Genomic DNA, 17649 nt, shown 5'->3' with positions numbered 1-17649 from the left:
CGATGTCCACGACGGCAGTGGGGGATGTCGCCCTGGCCCCCGTACACCACGGGTTCTGGACCCGTGATCGACGCATCGGCCTCGGGCTGCTCGTCTTCGGTGTGCTCGCGGCGGCCCTGTTCGGGGCGCTCGCCACCGGCGAACTCGCCCGGTTCACCCTCAGCGAGGATGCGGCCGGTGCCGCCCTGGAGATCAACGGTACGGTCGGAGCGATCCTCTTCGGGTTGATCGGCGCGGCGGCCGGCGCGGCGCTGCTGGTCGGCGTGCCCCGGCGCTGGTTCGCGCTGCTGATCGGCATCGGCGTGGTCGGCTTCGTCCTCTCCTTCCTCTGCTGGCAGGTCTCGGCCGCACCGGCGGGACAGAACTTCATGCCGCTGGTCAACATCGTCCGGAACACCTTCCTGCTCGCCCTCCCGTTGATCTTCGGGGCGCTGGCCGGCGTGCTCTGCGAGCGTTCCGGTGTGGTCAACGTGGCGATCGAGGGCCAACTGCTGATGGGCGCCTTCGCCGGGGCCCTGTTCGGCTCGCTCACCGGCAGTGTCTGGGTCGGGCTGGTCGCGGCGGCGATCGGCGGCGCGTTCATCTCCCTGCTGCTCGCCGTCTTCTCCATCCGCTACCTGGTCGACCAGGTGGTGATGGGCATCGTGCTGAACCTGCTCGCGGTCGGCCTGACCGGGTTCCTCTACGAGCGGCTGATGCAGACCGACGCGGCCACGTACAACCAGCCGCCGCACTTCGGCAACTGGTCCGTCCCGCTGCTGTCGGAGATCCCGGTGATCGGCCCGGCGATCTTCCAGAGCAACATCTTCCTCTACCTCGCCCTGGTCCTGGTGCTGGTCATCCACTTCGCACTGTTCCGGACCCGCTGGGGGCTGCGGACCCGCTCGGTCGGTGAACACCCCACCGCCGCGGACACCCTCGGCGTACGGGTGCTGCGGCTGCGCTACCGCAACGTGCTGCTCGCCGGCATGGTGGCCGGGATCGGCGGTGCCTCGTACACGCTGGCGCTCTACACGTTCAGCAAGAACATGATCGGCGGCAAGGGCTTCATCGCGCTGGCCGCGCTGATCTTCGGCCGGTGGAGCCCGACCGGGGCGCTGCTCGCCGCGCTCTTCTTCGGCTTCGCCGACCAGCTCGGCACCTACCTGAGCGCGATCAACAGCGTCATCCCGAGCGACTTCCTCGCGATGCTGCCGTACCTCGCCACCATCCTGGCGGTCGCCGGGCTGGTCGGCCGGGTCCGGGCGCCGGCCGCCGACGGCAAGCCCTACATCAAGGGCTGACAGGGGCCGGCCCGCCGGTCAGTTAGCGGGTCTGACCAGCGGCGAGGCAGGATAGGGACGTGACAATGGAGATCGACTGGGCGGTACTGCGGGCGGCCGCCACCGAGGCGATGCGCCACGCGTACGCCCCGTACTCGAACTTCCCGGTCGGGGCGGCCGGGTTGGTCGACGACGGCCGGGTGGTGGTCGGCTGCAACGTCGAGAACGCCGCGTACGGCGTGGCGCTCTGCGCCGAGTGCGGGATGGTTTCCTCGCTGCACGCCACCGGGGGCGGCCGACTGGTCGCGGTCTCCTGCGTCGACGCCACCGGGGAGCCGCTGATGCCCTGCGGCCGGTGCCGGCAACTGCTCTGGGAACAGGGCGGCCCCGAGTGCCTGGTCGAGGCGGCACCCCGGCCGCTGCGGATGGCCGAGCTGCTGCCGCACGCGTTCGACGTCGCCGACCTGGAGGCGGTCGTCGCCCCACCGGTGCTGCCGACGGTGCCGGAACGGCTCGCCGCCTGGCGGGGCCGGGGCACGGTCTTCGTCCACCCCGACGTCTCCGGCGGTCAGCAGGTCTGGACCGGCTACTGGGAGCGGTCCGCCGGCGACGACGGCGACGAACCCACCGGCGTGCTGGAGGAGGCGCCGAGCTGGGACGACCCGGCCGACGCGATCGCCTGGGGGCACGCCCGTACGCCCCGGGTGGTGGTGGTCGACGCCGCCGGCATCCTCTACTGGGCCGGCGAGAGCGAGCCGCCGATGGAGATACCCATCCGGTGGCCCGGGTCCGCGACCGACTGACCCCGTACGCGGGCGGCGCACGGCCGCCCGTGGACGTTCAACCGGGGCGCCCGCACCGTCCGCGCGACCGCCCCGGATCCCAACTTCTCGACAAAAGGCAGGGTGCAAGGCTCATGAGTGCGTTCAGTGCGGTCGAGGTGATCCGGACCAAGCGCGACGGTGGCGTGCTCAGCGACGGCCAGATCGACTGGGTGGTCGACGCGTACACCCGGGGACAGGTCGCCGACGAGCAGATGTCCGCCCTCGCCATGGCCATCCTGCTGCGGGGCATGAGCCCGGCGGAGATCGCCCGGTGGACCGCCGCGATGATCGCCAGCGGGGAACGGCTCGACCTGAGCGGCGTACGCCGCCCGACCGTGGACAAGCACTCCACCGGCGGTGTCGGCGACAAGATCACGCTGCCGTTGACACCACTGGTCGCCGCCTGCGGCGCCGCCGTACCGCAGCTCTCCGGACGGGGCCTCGGGCACACCGGCGGCACCCTGGACAAGCTGGAGTCCATTCCCGGTTGGCGGGCCGCGCTCACCAACGACGAGTTCATCGGCCAGCTCCAGGAGACCGGTGCGGTGATCTGCGCCGCCGGTGACCACCTCGCCCCGGCCGACCGCAAGCTGTACGCGCTGCGTGACGTCACCGGCACGGTCGAGGCGATCCCGCTCATCGCGAGCTCGATCATGAGTAAGAAGATCGCCGAGGGGACCGGTGCGCTGGTGCTCGACGTGAAGGTCGGCAGCGGTGCGTTCATGAAGTCGACCGACGACGCCCGGGAACTGGCCCGCACCATGGTCGACCTCGGCACCGCGCACGGCGTACGGACCGTCGCACTGCTCACCGAGATGTCCACCCCGCTCGGCCTGGCGGTCGGCAACGCGGTCGAGGTGACCGAGTCGGTCGAGGTGCTCGCTGGGGGCGGGCCGGCCGACGTCGTACGGCTGACCCTCGCCCTGGCCCGGGAGATGCTCGACGCGGCCGGACTGCCCGACGTCGACCCGGAGCCGGCGCTGCGTGACGGCCGGGCGATGGACGCCTGGCGGGCCATGGTCCGGGCACAGGGCGGCGACCCGGACGCCCCGCTGCCGGTGGCGGCCGAGACCGAGCTGGTCCGCGCCGACCGGGACGGCTACGTCGCCGCCGTCGACGCGTACGGCATCGGGGTGGCCGCGTGGCGACTCGGCGCCGGTCGGGCCCGCAAGGAGGACGCGGTCAGCCCGGGCGCGGGGGTCCTGCTGCACAAGCGCCCCGGAGACCGGGTACGTGCCGGTGAGGTCCTCTACGAGTTGCGTGCCGACGCCCCGTCCCGCATTCCGGCGGCCCGTACGGCGGCCGAGGTGGCGGTCACCATCGCCGACGCCGCACCGGTGGCGCCGCCGCTGGTGATCGAGCGGATCGGCTGACCGGTCAGGTCCCCCGGTACGACCGGCGGGGTGGCATGGTGCCGTCGCGGCGGAACCGCTATTCTCGCTGGCCAGGGGGATCATCCGGCGTTAGAGCCGCTGTTGACTGGCAGGGACGTAGCTGTGACCGTACCCGCTCCCGACCCCCGGGCCGTGCGCGCCGCGAATCTCGACGAAATCAACCGTCTGGGGTTGCCGGTGCCGCCGGCCCAGTTCCCCCTCGTGTGGGAGCCGGGCGACGAGGTGGAGTTGCGCCCGACGGGCGAGATCGAGGCCCGTACGGCGGTCCTGCACCTGATCCTGGCGCGCTGTTTCGGTATGCCGGCCGAGGCGGGGATGAGCTGGCTGCTCGGCTCGCACCTGGTCGAGTCGGTCACCCCGCCGGAGTGGCAGTTCGTGATGGGTGGTCGGGGCGACCACCGTTCGTTCGTGCTGCACCACGACGCGGTCTTCGCGCTGGCCTGGGTGCTCGGGCTGACCAAGCACCTCGACCCGTCGGAGCCGACCGACGAGCGGCTGATGGACCTGCTGCCGAACCTGCCGGCGGGGGAGACGTTCACCCAGTGGCGGTCCCGTACGTTGGCCGCCCCCCGGGACGCGGTGGAGGTCGCCGCCCTGCTCGACCTCTACTACTGCCTTGACTGGGGACACCTGGAGCTGGAGCGGTTGGGCGCGGCCCGGCCGAGCATGATCGACGCGAACGCGATCGGGCAGCGGCGGTGGGCGCTGGAGTGGGCGGTCATCTTCCGTGGCCCGTACCACGACCCGCCTGCCGGCTGGGAGGAAGTCGACCTGTCGACCTGATCCGGTACGGGTCCGCGCCACCGCCCGCGGCGCGGGGACGGAGGTGTCAGCGGGGGCGGTAGACGCCGAGTTCGACGGCGGCGGTCACGTCGATCGGCTCCGGCAGGGTCTCGATCCGGGCGGCGAGTCGCGCCGCCGCGATGTGCCAGGCGCTCGGTCCCATGCCGACCAGGGTCGCCACCTCCGGTCGCCGTAGCCGCATCCGGTGTGTGTGCCGACTCTGCCCGACCAGGTCGAACCCGTTGCCGAGGCTGCCGGCGACCCGGTCCGACTTCGCCGGGTCGACCCGGAGCAGGTCGAGTTCTTCGACCAGTTCGGTGAGATGGTCGGCGGCGGGCGTCACCACCAGCAGGAGGCCGTCCGGGTGCAGCACCCGCCGGAACTCCGGGCCGTTGCGCGGCGCGAAGACGTTCAGCAGCAGCGCGGTGGAGGCGTCGGCCAGCGGCAGGGTCTGCCAGGTGTCGCAGAGCGCGGCGGCGGCGCGGGGGTGCGCGCGGGCCGCCCGGCGTAGTGCCGGCTTGGACACGTCGAGCGCCAGACCGACCGCGTCCGGGATCGCGTCCAGCACCGCGGCGAGGTGCCGGCCGGTGCCGGCACCGGCGTCGACCACCAACCTCGGGTACGCCGCGTCCGTGCCGCCGTCGGGCCGGTCGCCGCTGCCGCTTCTCGGGTCGACCGCACCGCTGTCGACGGCACTGCCGGTGGCGGCCGCGACGAGGGCGGCCGAGACCAGGTCGTAGTGTCCCGCGCCGAGGAACTCCTCCCGGGCGGTGACCATCTCGGGGCTGTCCCCGGCGTGCGGGGCGCGGCCGGCGAGCAGGTTGACGTAGCCCTGGCGGGCCAGATCGAAGCTGTGCCCCCGGGGACAGCGCAGCGCCCGCGCGCCTCCGGTCTCGACCCCGGTGAGCGGCTCGCCGCAGACCGGGCAGCGCAGGAACCGCAGCGGATCGGGACTCACCTTCGCCAGCCTAGGCGGTGCCGGGTCGTGCCCCCGGCCGCGCCCCACCTGCCCACCGGCCGGTGGAGCACTAGGGTCTGGTCATGGTGGCAATCGGATACGAAGACATCGTCAAGGCACCCAAGGCGCTGCTGCACGACCACCTGGACGGCGGACTGCGGCCAGCGACGATCATCGAGCTGGCCGACGCGATCGGGCACCCCCTGCCCAGTACGGATCCGGAGGAACTGGGTCGGTGGTTCGTCACCGCGGCTGACTCCGGGTCGCTGGAGCGGTATCTGGAGACGTTCGCGCACACCGTGGCGGTGATGCAGACGGCCGACGCGCTCCGTCGGGTCGCCGCCGAGTGCGCCCTGGACCTGGCCGCCGACGGGGTCGTCTACGCGGAGGTCCGGTTCGCCCCGGAGCAGCACCTGGACCATGGACTGACCCTGGACGAGGTGGTGGAGGCGACCGTCGCCGGCTTCGCGGAGGGGACCGCCCTGGCGGCGGCGGCCGGTCAGCGTATCCGGATCGGCACCCTGCTCACCGCGATGCGGCACGCCGCCCGGTCGCAGGAGATCGCCGAGCTGGCGGTCCGGTTCCGTGACAGCGGGGTGGTGGGCTTCGACATCGCGGGTGCGGAGGCGGGCTTCCCGCCCACCCGGCACCTGGACGCCTTCGAGTACCTGCAGCGGGAGAACTTCCACTTCACCATCCACGCCGGTGAGGCGTTCGGGCTGCCGTCGATCTGGCAGGCGATCCAGTGGTGCGGCGCGGACCGGCTCGGGCACGGCGTACGGATCGTCGACGACATCACCACCGGGGCGACGCCGGTGCTGGGCCGGCTCGCGGCGTACGTCCGGGACAAGCGCATCCCGTTGGAGCTCTGCCCGTCGTCGAACGTACAGACCGGTGCCGCCGCGTCGATTGCCGAGCACCCGATCGGGCTGTTGCGTGACCTCCGGTTCCGGGCCACGGTCAACACCGACAACCGGCTGATGAGCGGCACCTCAATGTCGCGGGAGATGGCTCTGTTGGTGGAGGCGTTCGGTTACGGCTGGGCCGAACTGCAATGGTTCACGATCAACGCGATGAAGAGCGCCTTCATCCCGTTCGACGAGCGGCTGGCGATCATTGACGAAGTGATCAAGCCGGGGTACGCCAAACTGCTCCCCTGAGTCACCCCCTTGCGCGGTGGCGGGGCCTCAGTCGTGGTTGCCCGCCCCGGCTCCGTCGCCGCCCACGTCGGATCAGGCGGTGTCGCCCGTGCCCGCTCCGGTGGTGGTGGCGGTGGCGTGCAGCGCGGCCACCTGCCGGATCACCTGGCCGCCGCGGGAGGGCAGACAGCCGAGTCCGGTCTGTCGGCGCAGCACCGTGGGCTCGGTACGGGCCAGTGCGATTCCCCGGCGTACCAGCAGCCCCGGGGTCTTACGCCGCTCACTCAGGTCGCGTACCAGACGGCGAAAGAAGGTGGCGCCGCGTGGCCGGCGCAACGTGTACGCTCCGGCGAGCAACCCCAGTCGACGGCATTCGGGTACGATCTCCGCAGCAAAAATCCCTTCGGCGATAAAGAGTGGCGATCCGGCTAGATCGAATGTCCGTATGTCCACCCGTCGGTCCACGTCGATCGCGTATACCGGCACTTCAGCCTTGCCGTTCCGTACCAACGCGGCAATCGTCGCCACGGCCGCAGCGGAGTCCCACGCCTGTGGTGACTCCCAGTCCACAAGACCGGCCCGGCGCGGCAACGTAGGGTCGTCACCGTCCTTGTAGAAATCGTCGAGGGAGAGCACGGGAAGCCCGGTGCGGCGGGCGATGTAGGACTTTCCAGAGCCTGAAGGGCCAGCGAGCAGCACCACTCCGACAGAGGATCTCATTACTTTGAGTTACTCCCAGCAGACGGATTGCTAGCAAATTGCATGAACATCCCATCACACGGTCCGCGACGGACAACCTGGGCTTTCTCTTTGACTTGTGTCGTGATGGAATCTCGGAGGTCCGACCCGTCCGGGTCGGTCGATGGGCGGTGCCCGGAGCGACACACGGGCGCCGAAAAGGGAGGGCGGTGACGTGAGCAAGCAGCCGAACACGGCGAACTCTTTACTGTCGCGTCTCCGTCGGCCAATGGGCCGGCTCCGTGACATGCCGATCTGGTCCAAACTCGGCATCATCATGATCGTGCCGACGCTCGCCACCATCGTGGTCGGCACGACCGGACTCATCGACCACCTTCGGACGTACGACAACGCCGAACGGGCGCGCACCCTGGCCCACCTCGCGCAGGCGTCCGGCCAACTGGTCGACGGCCTGCAGGACGAGCGAGCCGCGGCGGTACTGCTGCTTGGCGTGCCGGAGCCGGACCGGGAGGCCAAGGACAAGTACCAGAAGGCGTACAGCGATGTGCACCCCAGGATCGACGACGCCAAGGGGCCGTACTCCGAGCAGCGCGCCGAGCTGAGTGGCCTGCCGGCCAACTTCACCGCCCTGCTGACCCGGATCGACCGGAGCCTCGCCGACCTGCCCGGCACCCGCAGCCAGGTGGTCAACGGCAAACTCAAGCTCACCGACGCCTCGCAGTCGTACGAGGGCCTGATCAGCGACCTGCTCGACATCCGTGACTCGGCCTCGCAGCTCGCCGGGGACAGTGCGCTGAGCGAGCGCATGCGGGCCGCCGCCGCGACCTCCCGGGCCAAGGAGTTCCTCTCCGTACGCCGGGTCGTGGTGCACCGGGCCCTCCAGTACGAGCTGACGCCGGTCCTGCGTACCGAATACATCGCCACCGAAACCGGTCAGCAGCAGGCGTTGCAGTCCTTCCAGTCCGTCGCCACCCGGTCCGAGGCCGAGTTCTACGAGCAGACCGTGGCCGGTTCCGACCAGCGCGAGGCGGACAACTACAGCGGTTACATCCGGGGCAAGACCAACGACGACATGTCGGATGCCCCGTTCGACGCGGACAAGTGGGACGCGGCGATGGTCGGCAACGCGAAGCTGATCCGTACGGTCGAGGCGAAGCTCGACGGCGACGCGGTCGCCCGCGCCACCGAGATCCGCGACGACGTACGCCAGCAGGTCTTCGTCGAAACCACGCTGCTGCTCGCCACGCTCCTGCTGGCGATCCTGTTCGCCTGGATCGTGGCCCGCTCGATGGCCCGCTCGCTGCGCGAACTTCGCCACGGTGCGCTCTCGATCGCCCAGTACGGCCTGCCTCAGGCGGTCGCCCGGCTGCGCGACCCGGCGCTGTCGGCCCAGATGTCGCCGGTCCAGCTGGCCAACCAGATCGCCGAACCGCTGCCGGTCCGGGGTAAGGACGAGTTCGGGCAGGTGACGGAGGCGTTCAACGCGGTCCACCTCGAAGCCGTCCGGACCGCCGCCGAGCAGGCCGCACTCCGTTCCTCCGTCGCGACGATGTTCGTCAACCTGGCCCGCCGTTCGCAGATCCTGGTCGACCGGCTGATCGGTCACCTGGACCGGCTGGAGCGTGGCGAGGAAGACCCGGACCGGCTGGCCGAGCTGTTCCAGCTCGACCACCTGGCCACCCGAATGCGTCGTAACGACGAGAACCTGCTGGTGCTCGCCGGCGCGGACTCCACCCGTGTGCAGCGGGAGCCGGCCGCGCTGATCGACGTGCTCCGGGCCGCCCAGTCCGAGGTCGAGCACTACACCCGGATCGAGTTCGGGGTGGTCGACCGTGACATCGAGGTCGCCGCGCACGCCGTGAACGACCTGGTCCACCTGGTCGCCGAACTCTTCGACAACGCCACCGCCTTCTCGCCGCCCGACTCGCAGGTCATGGTCGAGGCCCGGCGGGTCGGTGACCGCGCGTCGCTCTACGTCGAGGACCGCGGCATCGGCATCACCGCTGACCAGCTCTACGAGCTCAACGAGCGACTGGCCACACCACCGCAGGTGGACGTGGCGGTCTCCCGGATGATGGGCCTGGTCGTGGTCGCCCGACTGGCGGCCCGGCACGGGGTCAAGGTCGAACTGCGGCCCGGCTCCGACCGGGGTACGGTCGCCGACGTCACGATGCCCACCTCGGTGCTCGTGCCCAGGGCGCTCTCCGGGCGCGCGCAGCAGTCGGGCGGTTACACCACCCCGGCGCAGCAGCCACCTTCGCAGCGGCCGAACTTCGGTGCGCCCCTCGCGTTGGAGAGCAGCCCGGTCAGCCAGGTCCCACCGGCGCAGCGCGCGCCGGAGCGGGATTTCAGCCCGACCGGTCGACCGTTCGAGCCGGCCGCTCTCAACGGCGGCGGACTCGCGGCCGCATTCGGCAACGGTGGCGGTCTGGGCACGAACGGGGGCGGCCTCGGTAACGGTGCCGGTCTCGGTAACGGCAACGGTGCCGGTCGCGGCATGCCGGCCTGGTCCGACCTGACCGGTGCGAAGTCCGGCGGCAACGGCACCGACGGTTTCAGTCCGCGCCCGTCCAACGGGCAGGGAATCGACCCGTTGCCACAGCGACGGGCGACCGAGTCCGGTGGCGACGCGGAGCCGACGAACACCCCGGCTCCGAACATTCCCCGGCAGATGCCGAGCACCCCGGAGATTCGCCCGGCAAACGCCGCACTGGCACCGCCGGCACTTCCTCCGGTCTCCGCGCCGCCGATCTCTGCCCCGCCGATCTCCGCCCCGCCGGTGTCGAGCCCGCCGGTGTCTGCGCCACCGATGCCGCCCGTGACCCCGGCCGCAGGCGCCCCGCCGGCCTGGCCGCCGGTCAGTGCCGCCGATCGGGAGGCCCCGGCGCCCTCGGTTCCGGAGCGGCTGGCTGCGGCGCTCGACATGACCGCCGAGCTGCCCCGGGTCGTTCGACCCCCGGTCGAGCCACCGATCACGGTCCCGTCGGCCGCGGCCGTCGAGGCCCGGCCACGGTTCGCGGACGAGACCATGGAACTGCCGATCTTCCGTGAGCTGGAATCCGCCTGGTTCCGTACCCGGCGGGCGGTCAACGAGGAGAACGGTGCCGGCGACGGCGCCGACGTGGTGGACAAGGCCCGGTACGTCACGGCTGACACCACCCGTAGTACCGTCCAGAATGGACCTTCCGGCGCGACTGCCGGTTCCTCGATGGCCGCTCCGGTTTCCGCCGGCTCGGTCCGTGGGGCAGGAGCGGCGGAGGAGACAACGGGGGGCTCGGTCGGTTACGGCAACGGCGCCACCCGCCCGAGTGGGTCGCCCGGCGGTTGGCAGACGGCTGCCGACGACGGGTGGCGCGCCGCCTCCGCGGCTACCGCGGTTCCGGTCGCCGAAACCACTCAGAAGGGTCTGCCCAAGCGGGTGCCGATGGCACAGTTGGTTCCCGGCGGGGTAGAAAAGCCGAGCGTCTCGGTGCAGCGCCGGACACCGGAGGCGGTGCGTGGTCTGCTGTCCGCGTACCACCGAGGGGTGCAGCGCGGCCGTACCAACCCCTCGGAGGACCCCTCGACCAACCCGGAAGCGACTCCGGGTCAGCAATCCCCGCAGGCCGGCCTAGGCCCCGCGGCCGGGAGCGGTCAGAAGGAGCATGAAGCATGACATCTACGCAGGATCTTGGTTGGCTGCTTGCCAACTTCGCCGACCGGGTGCCGGGCGTCGCGCACGCGATCGCCGTCTCCGCGGACGGTCTGCTCCTCGCGTCGTCACGGGACCTTCCGCGCGACCGAGCCGACCAGCTCGCCGCCATCGCCTCCGGTCTGGTTAGCCTCACCCAGGGCGCCGCACGTTGTTTCGAGGGTGGCGCGGTTTTGCAGACCGTGGTCGAGATGGACAATGGCTTCCTGTTCCTCATGTCCATCTCGGACGGTTCGTCGTTCGCGGTGCTCGCCGCTCGCAACAGCGACGTGGGACAGGTCGGGTACGAAATGGCACTGCTCGTCGACCGGGTGGGAGACGCGCTCACGCCAGCGCCGCGGGCCGCGGCGGGGATGCTGGGCTAGGAGTGCCGCCGGTCGGCCACCCCGACAACGGGTGCGACGGCAACGAAGGGACGACGGGCTCCACGGGCTCGGGTCATGGACAGGGTGAGAAGGGGGTGAACGGCGATGGCTGAGCGCGACGAGCCAACTGGCGCGCTGGTCAGGCCATACGCCGTCACCCGCGGAAGGACCCGGCCCCGGCTCGACATCGCCCTGGAGGCACTGGTCGAGACGACAGCGCGTGGCCGGTCCGCCGGCAACGCCAAGGGCGGCCAGGGCCGGGAGCACCAATACATCGCCGCGCTGTGTGACGGTCGGCTGCAGTCGCTCGCGGAAATCGCGGCGCGGATGCAGCTGCCGCTCGGAGTGGCCCGGGTCCTCATCGCCGACATGGCCGCGGAAGGCCTGGTCGCGGTGCACGAACCAACAATCCTGGACGACTCTAACGACGCGGTGGGCACTGAACTGCTGGAGAGGGTGCTGAGTGGACTTCGCAGGCTCTGACATGTCGCACCGCCCGACGGTCGGGCGCGTGACATCGGCGAAGATCGTCATCGCCGGTGGGTTTGGCGTCGGCAAGACGACGCTGGTCGGCTCGGTCTCGGAGATCACGCCGTTGACCACTGAGGCGATCATGACGTCCGCCGGTGTCGGCGTCGATGACACGCGACAGGTGCCGGGTAAGACGACCACCACGGTCGCCATGGACTTCGGTCGTATCTCGATTGACCGGGATCTGATCCTTTACCTGTTCGGCACCCCGGGCCAGACACGTTTCTGGTTCATGTGGGACGAGCTGGTACGGGGAGCGATCGGGGCGGTCGTCTTGGTCGACACCCGTCGACTGGCCGACTGTTTCGCGGCGATCGACTTCTTCGAGCATCGGCGGCTGCCGTACCTGGTGGCCATCAACTGCTTCGACGGGATGCAGTACCACGACCCGCAGGACGTGCGGGACGCACTCGCCATCTCGAGTGACGTTCCGGTGGTCGCTTGCGACGCGCGTAACCGCGAGTCGACCAAGCACGTGCTGATCTCGCTGGTGGAGTACGTGCTCACCATGCGCAGGTCACGCGCGGTCGCCCCCGCCTGAGCCGAATAGCGGATCAACCGCCTGGTCAGGGCCACGCGCCCGACCAGGCGGTTGCTATGCGCAGCGCCGGTTGCCATGCGCGCAGCCGGTTCTCGTACTCCCAGGCGATGCGCCGTGCCCGGTTGGCGTGCTGCCATCGCACGGCTCGCGTGCTGCGCTAGGGCGGTTCGTGTGCCGCGCTTGGGCGGTTCCTGTGCGCCCAGGAGAGACCGAGAAGCCGCGCCCGGTGACGGGGTCGGTGTGGTGCCTCAGGCGGTCCCAGAGCGTGCCCCAGGACAGGGGCGTACGCGAAGGTGGGGCAGCCTGCTCGACGCCGAATCGGCGGGAATCAGGCTGACGCGAGGGGGCCTGGCGTGAGGATCAGGAGATCCGGGTCCACTCGCCACGGCTGACGGTGAACACCCCGAGCGAGTCGGGCTCCATTCCGCCGTGCCGGATCGGCGCGAACGCGTACGAACCGGCGATCCCCTCGGTCACCTGCCGGGCCAGGTACACCCGGATACGGCCACGGTCGACGCTGTTGGCGAGCCGGGCGGCCGCGGCGATCAGCTGGACGGCGTCCGAGGCGTACGGCGCGAAGCCGCTGAACGAACCGTGTGCCTGGATGTAGCGGAAGACGAAGTCGCGGCGGGCCAGACCCGCGCTGGTCGTGTTGGTCAGCGACGATCCGCTCAGCGCCATCGGATGGACCACGAAGGCCCCCTCGACCGCGTCGGCGTTCTGGTCCGAGAGGGTTTCCTCCGCGACCGCCCCGGCGTCGAAGAAGATCGGCCCCTGGTAGCCGGCGTCCCGCAGTGCGCGAGCGGTGGCACCGGAGGTCGGGGCGGTGGCCCAGACGACCACCGCGTCGGCCTTGCTCGACACCGTCCGGTCGGCGATGGAACCGAGGTCGGCGCCGGTGGCGGGCAGCCGCAGGGTCTTGGCCAGCTGGACGCCGGAGGTCTTCAACGACTGTGTGACGGCCCGTACGCCCGAGTTTCCGTGCAGCCCGGGCGCGGCCAGCAGGGTGACCTTGCGAAGCTTCTGAGAGCTGATCAGGCGGGCCAGTTGGCGGGCGACGTCGGTCGCGTCAGGGGTGAGTTTGTAGATGAAGTCGCGCTGGGTCAGCGGGACCACGAGTTCGTCGGCGGCGGCAAGGGAGATGAACGGAAGTTGGCCCTGTTGGGCGACCTTGATGATTTCCATCGACGTCTCGGCGATGGTGCCGCCGATGATGGCGTTCGCCTGTTCGCGCTCAACCAGTTCGGCGGCCTGCTCCGCCGCCTTCTTCGGGTCGCTGCCGTTGTCCTGGACCACCAGTCGGATCTTGCGCCGCGCGTTGCCGACCTGGATTCCCTCTTCGTTGAGGGTGTCGACGGTGATCCGCAACGCCCGCTCCTGGAGCACCCCCATGGCCGCGCCGGCGCCGGTCAACTCAAGGTTGGCGCCGATCACCAGGTCCTGCGGCCCTCGGGTCGGGCCGGACTGGACCTCGGAGTCGCCGCTGCCGCAGGCGGTGAGGAAGAGGCTGGAGGCGCTGGCCACCAGGAGGCCACGACGGGTCAGGGAGGAAGAGCCGATCGCCGGTCTCGCCATCAGGTGCCGCCTCTCCGCGCCATGGTGTCCACCGGCCACCTGCTGTTCCGCCGGTATGTTGCCGAGCGGATAGTACAGCGGTCAAATATTTATGGTGTGGCCAGGGACACGTGACGTTATCCCAGGTCGATCACGCCCGACCGGGAGGTCAGGAGCGGTAGCCGGCGGACCGGTACTCGTACTCCCGATCGTCGTCACGGTCGTTGTGATCGCGGCTGAAGTCCCAGCCACCGGCGGCCTCGCGTCCGGGGCGCCCGCCGACGGCGAAGCCGCCGATCTCCTGGCCCCGGCGCCAACCCCGGAAATAGCCGGTGGTGTGCTCCGCGATCCGGGCCGCGTCGCGCACGATCCGCAGTGGCCGTTCGTCCCGTAGCGGCGAGCCGGGAACCAGGTTTGCCTGCGGCACCCGCCGGGGCAGACCGGCCCGTGTCTCGTCGCCGACCTGCGGTCGGGCCGCCTGCTCTGCGGCGCGCCAACCGGTGTCGGCGGTCGAGGACCACTCGACGTCGACCTCGTCCTCCGGGTGACCGGTGAACCAGGCCGAGCGGGCGGCGGCAAAGATGAGCAGGTCACCGTCGCCCTCGGCCACCGGGGGAGCACTCGGCTCGGTGGCGCGTCGCGCCGCCCGGGTTGGCCGGGCGTTCCGGTCCGGCGCGTCGGGCTCGACGAGCCGCAGCGGCGGACCGTCCAGGCGCGGGTCGGCGTTCGCGCCGGCCGGGTCGCGCAGGGCACGGTCGGCCAACGGCTGCGGCTCCACGAGCCGCAGCATCGGAGGTTCCTGCGGCAGGTCGTCGGCGAGCCAGGGCGGCGTCACCCGGCCGTCGCCGGCTCCGGTCGGCGCCGGCAGGTCGAGACCGGCCGAAGACTGCCGGTCGAACTGGTACGCCGGCTCGGCGCTCGCCGCCAGGTCCCGTCCGCCGAGTTCCCGCTCGCCCCGGCCGAGCTCGGCCCGGTCGTTGCGCTCACGTTCGTTCCGGCCGTATTCGCCACGGCCCAGGGCGCCACGGCCCCGCTCCCGTTCAGCCAGCTCCCGGTCCGCATGCTCCCGGTCCGCATGCTCCCGGTCGGCCCGGTCACGTTCGGCCCGGTCACGTTCGGCCCGGTCATGTTCGGCCCGCTCGCGGTCCGCACGCTCGTCCCGGTCGTCGCCGGGGCTGACCAGGGGCCAGTTCGCCCGGGAGCCGGGCGGCGGGGTGGAGGTGTCCGGCCGAGGCGTGGGCACGGGCACGCTGAGGTCGGTCGCCCCGAACCCGTTCGTGGTGGGAGCGGGCTCGCGGTTGGTCTTCGGACGCGGCACGATCGGCGTCGGACGTCGTTCGCTCCGGGCGCTGTTGATCGCGGCGGTCGTCAGGGTCGCCCGGAACGGTTCTCCCGCGTCGGCGGGCGGCACGTTGCCGCTGCGCTGCGCCGGAACGATCGGGGTGATGCCCGGAGGCGGCGGAGGCGGCGAGGAGACCGGCCGGTTGGCCGGCGACTCCCGCCACTGTGCCGCCGTGGACTGGGCGGCGGGGACCGGAGTGGGCAGGTCACGCTGAGGCTGTGCCACCGGAGCGGCGGCGGGCCGGCCCAGGCCGGGCAGGGACGCCGCCGGTACGACCGGCTGCGGGGCCATCGGCGGCGGTGCGAGCGGTGCCGGTGCGACCGGGGGTGCGGTCATCGGCTGGGGAGTCGCCGGTACGCCGTTGCCGGCGGCGGGCTGGGGGCGACTGCGCCGGCCGACTGACGGCACCGGCTCCTGGGTCGCCGGTCGTACGCCGTGGCTGCCGGTGCCGTGCGCACCCGCGGCCAGCGGTGCTGGTTCCCCGGTGCCGCGTCGTACGGTGCGGCGACTGGAGAGTGGTGCGGGGGTGGTGACCCGGGCCGCGAGCGTCGCCACCAGCGCGTCGCAGCCGGCGTCGTAGGCGCGTACCGCCGCCACGGCCTGCCGTACGGCCTCGGCCACGGCCGAGGTGACGGCCTTGTTGTTGACGGTGGCCCGGCGGGGCGTCTCGGCGATCGCCACCTGGAGCGCGGTGACCGCCTCGGAGATCTCGTTCGCCTCCGCCACGCCGTCGGCGACGAGGTGTGCGGTGATGGCGTCGACGGCAACCGCGCTCTCCCGACCGCGACCGCCGGTGCCGGTCAGCATGCCCGGTTCGGGCAGGGCGTCGAGCACCGCGAGCGGCACCGGGTCGGCCGGGTCGGGGTAGGCGCGGAGTGCGGCGGGGTAGAGCTCGCGGAGAACCTCGCGGAGCGCCCCGGCGGCCGAGTGGCGTCCGCTGGCGAGCGCCGCGTGGGCCGCGAGTACGGGCTTGTAACCGGCGAGGTCCCGGGGGGCCGGGAGGGTGAACGCGGAGAGGGCGCCGGCCTGGAGTGCCCGGGCCAGGCCGATGGCCCGCCGTTGGGCCGGCGATCCCTCCATCTCCTCCTGTGACTCGTCGTCGGCGAACCGCTCGGCGAAGTCGTCCACCGAGTCGTCGTCGGCGATCGCCAGAGGACGGCCGGCCGCGCTCAGCAGCGAGGTGACCAGATGGTCGTCGCTGTCAGCGGCGATCGCCACACCGCTCAGTCCGCCCGAACGTTCGACGAGCAGCGCGCCGAGCTGGGCGTAGCCAGCCGGGTCGTCGCCGATCTCGCCGACGTGGAGCAGCCGGCCTGCGTCGTCAACCACAGCAGACGTCAGCGTGGATCCGGCCGAAGCCGGTCCAGCGGACGGATCCGCTGAGGCCAGACCGCAGTACACCCGCACGAGCGCCACGGCGTCGTCCTCCTCCCGAGACACAGGTGGTGTGTGCCAAAGACTGATGCTCCCTGGTGAGAGGTCAGTCGCGCCAGTCCACCGCTGCAGAGATCTTGCCGATAATCGTGCGCCAACCCAAACTTGCGGTTTGTGCCCCGATTTTCTTCAACCGGCGGCGCCCCATGAATCCGCCGAGGCCGCCGTTGGCCGTCGCGCGGAGCGCCTCGTCCAGGTCATCGAGGCTGTTGCCGGTCGAGAGCATATCCAGTACGGATGGGAGCCGCAGCGCGAAGGCAAGGTCGCGGGCGACCTCGCCGGCGGCGATGAGCAGCTTCGGGTCCCAGGTGTCGTGCCCGCCGCGGAGGTTCTCCACGACCAGGTCGAGCTCGTACGAGTCCTCGTCCAGCGGAGCGATATCCGCAGGCTGGACCCGTGCGACCAGGTCGTCCCAGGTGTCCAGTTCGGTCATGTCGTGCGGTGCTCCGGACAGGACGAAGCTGACCAGTGACTCGCGGCTCTTGAAGAGCAGCAGTTTGCCCCGGTGAGTGAGAAAGACCGCAACTTCTTCGGCTTCCTCATCCTCGTCTTCTTCGTCCGCTTCGTCCGCCTGGTCGTCGAGGTCTTCGTCGTCGGCCTCGTCGTCGTCGCGGACCGCACGCCCTCGCCGGGGGTCCTCTTCGCGGTCCTCGGCCTCAAGGCTCTCGGCGAAATCCTCGTCGAGGAAGACGACGGTCTCCTCTTCCTCGTCCCGGCGCGCCCGGGCGTGGAACGGGTCGTCGTCGTCCCGCTCGCCGATTTCGGTCGGCGTGACCTCGTTGGACATCCGGTACGCCCGAAGGGTGAAGCCGCTGCCCGAGGGGAGCGCGATCTCCACCGGATCGATGCGTACGTCTTCCCAGAGGGCACGGTTCGCCGGCTCGGCTACCGCCCCCTCGTCGTCGAGGTCCGGGTCGTCCTCGACGGGATCGGCTGCCGCGTCCGCCGTGCTCTCGGTCGCGGTGTCGGTGGGCCGGCTGCTCTCGTCGAACTCGGTGTCGGGTTCGTCGGCGTCGGGCCGGTGGGACGACTGGCGGGCCACGCTGACCTCCGTGTGTGCACTCAAGGTTTGCGGCACCCGATCGGGGTGGAACTGTCGGGTGGGTGACTCTGCGCACACACCCTAGTCGGC

General features: G+C 71.2%; 13 protein-coding genes and 2 pseudogenes. 9 read left to right on the top strand and 6 right to left on the bottom strand.

The genetic code is table 11. The features are described from left to right. Window positions 1–2 precede the first annotated feature (2 nt). The 4 genes from BDK92_RS14615 (at window position 3) to BDK92_RS14600 (ending at window position 4263) form a co-directional block, all read left to right on the top strand. The gene (locus BDK92_RS14615; protein ID WP_121157218.1) at window positions 3–1283 is read left to right on the top strand and encodes an ABC transporter permease; all 1281 of its coding nucleotides are present in this window, start codon (window positions 3–5) and stop codon (window positions 1281–1283) included. Window positions 1284–1348: 65 nt separating this feature from the next. After that, window positions 1349–2065: a cytidine deaminase gene (locus BDK92_RS14610; protein ID WP_121157217.1), complete on the top strand. Its 717-nt coding sequence runs from the start codon at window positions 1349–1351 to the stop codon at window positions 2063–2065. 113 nt (window positions 2066–2178) lie between these two features. Next, entirely contained in the window at window positions 2179–3459 is a 1281-nt protein-coding gene (locus BDK92_RS14605; protein WP_121157216.1) for a thymidine phosphorylase, read from the top strand. A 123-nt stretch (window positions 3460–3582) separates the two neighbouring features. After that, on the top strand, window positions 3583–4263 hold the full coding sequence (locus BDK92_RS14600; RefSeq protein ID WP_121157215.1) for a DUF4272 domain-containing protein: 681 nt from the start codon (window positions 3583–3585) through the stop codon (window positions 4261–4263). A 46-nt stretch (window positions 4264–4309) separates the two neighbouring features. Here BDK92_RS14600 and BDK92_RS14595 read toward each other — a convergent pair whose 3' ends face one another. Beyond that, window positions 4310–5221, bottom strand: a complete 912-nt coding sequence (locus BDK92_RS14595) for a putative RNA methyltransferase (RefSeq protein ID WP_121157214.1) — start codon at window positions 5219–5221, stop codon at window positions 4310–4312. 83 nt (window positions 5222–5304) lie between these two features. Here BDK92_RS14595 and BDK92_RS14590 point away from each other — a divergent pair, with 83 nt between their 5' ends. Beyond that, window positions 5305–6381, top strand: coding sequence for an adenosine deaminase (locus BDK92_RS14590; protein WP_121157213.1), 1077 nt, complete (start codon window positions 5305–5307; stop codon window positions 6379–6381). Between the two features lie 72 nt (window positions 6382–6453). Here BDK92_RS14590 and BDK92_RS14585 read toward each other — a convergent pair whose 3' ends face one another. Beyond that, window positions 6454–7080: a uridine kinase family protein gene (locus tag BDK92_RS14585; RefSeq protein WP_121157212.1), complete on the bottom strand. Its 627-nt coding sequence runs from the start codon at window positions 7078–7080 to the stop codon at window positions 6454–6456. 193 nt (window positions 7081–7273) lie between these two features. On the opposite strand from BDK92_RS14585, the gene BDK92_RS14580 reads away from it, so the two are divergent. The 4 genes from BDK92_RS14580 (at window position 7274) to BDK92_RS14565 (ending at window position 12187) form a co-directional block, all read left to right on the top strand. Further along, the gene (locus BDK92_RS14580; RefSeq protein WP_211349227.1) at window positions 7274–10714 is read left to right on the top strand and encodes a sensor histidine kinase; all 3441 of its coding nucleotides are present in this window, start codon (window positions 7274–7276) and stop codon (window positions 10712–10714) included. Then, on the top strand, window positions 10711–11115 hold the full coding sequence (locus BDK92_RS14575; protein WP_121157211.1) for a roadblock/LC7 domain-containing protein: 405 nt from the start codon (window positions 10711–10713) through the stop codon (window positions 11113–11115). The genes BDK92_RS14580 and BDK92_RS14575 overlap by 4 nt, the downstream gene beginning before the upstream one ends. A 105-nt stretch (window positions 11116–11220) precedes the next feature. Further along, on the top strand, window positions 11221–11598 hold the full coding sequence (locus tag BDK92_RS14570; protein WP_121157210.1) for a DUF742 domain-containing protein: 378 nt from the start codon (window positions 11221–11223) through the stop codon (window positions 11596–11598). 1 nt (window position 11599) lies between these two features. After that, window positions 11600–12187, top strand: coding sequence for a GTP-binding protein (locus tag BDK92_RS14565; RefSeq protein ID WP_121157209.1), 588 nt, complete (start codon window positions 11600–11602; stop codon window positions 12185–12187). Window positions 12188–12547: 360 nt separating this feature from the next. On the opposite strand, the gene BDK92_RS14560 is transcribed toward BDK92_RS14565, so the two are convergent. From BDK92_RS14560 to BDK92_RS14550, 4 genes and pseudogenes are all read right to left on the bottom strand, one after another. Further along, a complete protein-coding gene (locus tag BDK92_RS14560; RefSeq protein ID WP_121157208.1) occupies window positions 12548–13762 on the bottom strand; it encodes an ABC transporter substrate-binding protein in 1215 nt (404 codons plus the stop codon). A 148-nt stretch (window positions 13763–13910) separates the two neighbouring features. Beyond that, window positions 13911–14585, bottom strand: a pseudogene (locus BDK92_RS41180) (transposase); the annotation flags it as partial. A 303-nt stretch (window positions 14586–14888) separates the two neighbouring features. Then, window positions 14889–16523: pseudogene (locus BDK92_RS41175) on the bottom strand (serine/threonine-protein kinase); the annotation flags it as partial. 40 nt (window positions 16524–16563) lie between these two features. Then, window positions 16564–17583 (bottom strand): DNA primase, encoded by a 1020-nt coding sequence (locus BDK92_RS14550; RefSeq protein ID WP_211349225.1) that lies wholly within the window; start codon window positions 17581–17583, stop codon window positions 16564–16566. Between the last annotated feature and the right edge of the window lie 66 nt (window positions 17584–17649).

This window comes from Micromonospora pisi (assembly GCF_003633685.1).
Taxonomy (GTDB): Bacteria; Actinomycetota; Actinomycetes; order Mycobacteriales; family Micromonosporaceae; genus Micromonospora_G; species Micromonospora_G pisi.
The sequence above is the reverse complement of the archived record's forward strand: the minus strand, read 5'-3'. Positions and strand labels throughout refer to the sequence as shown.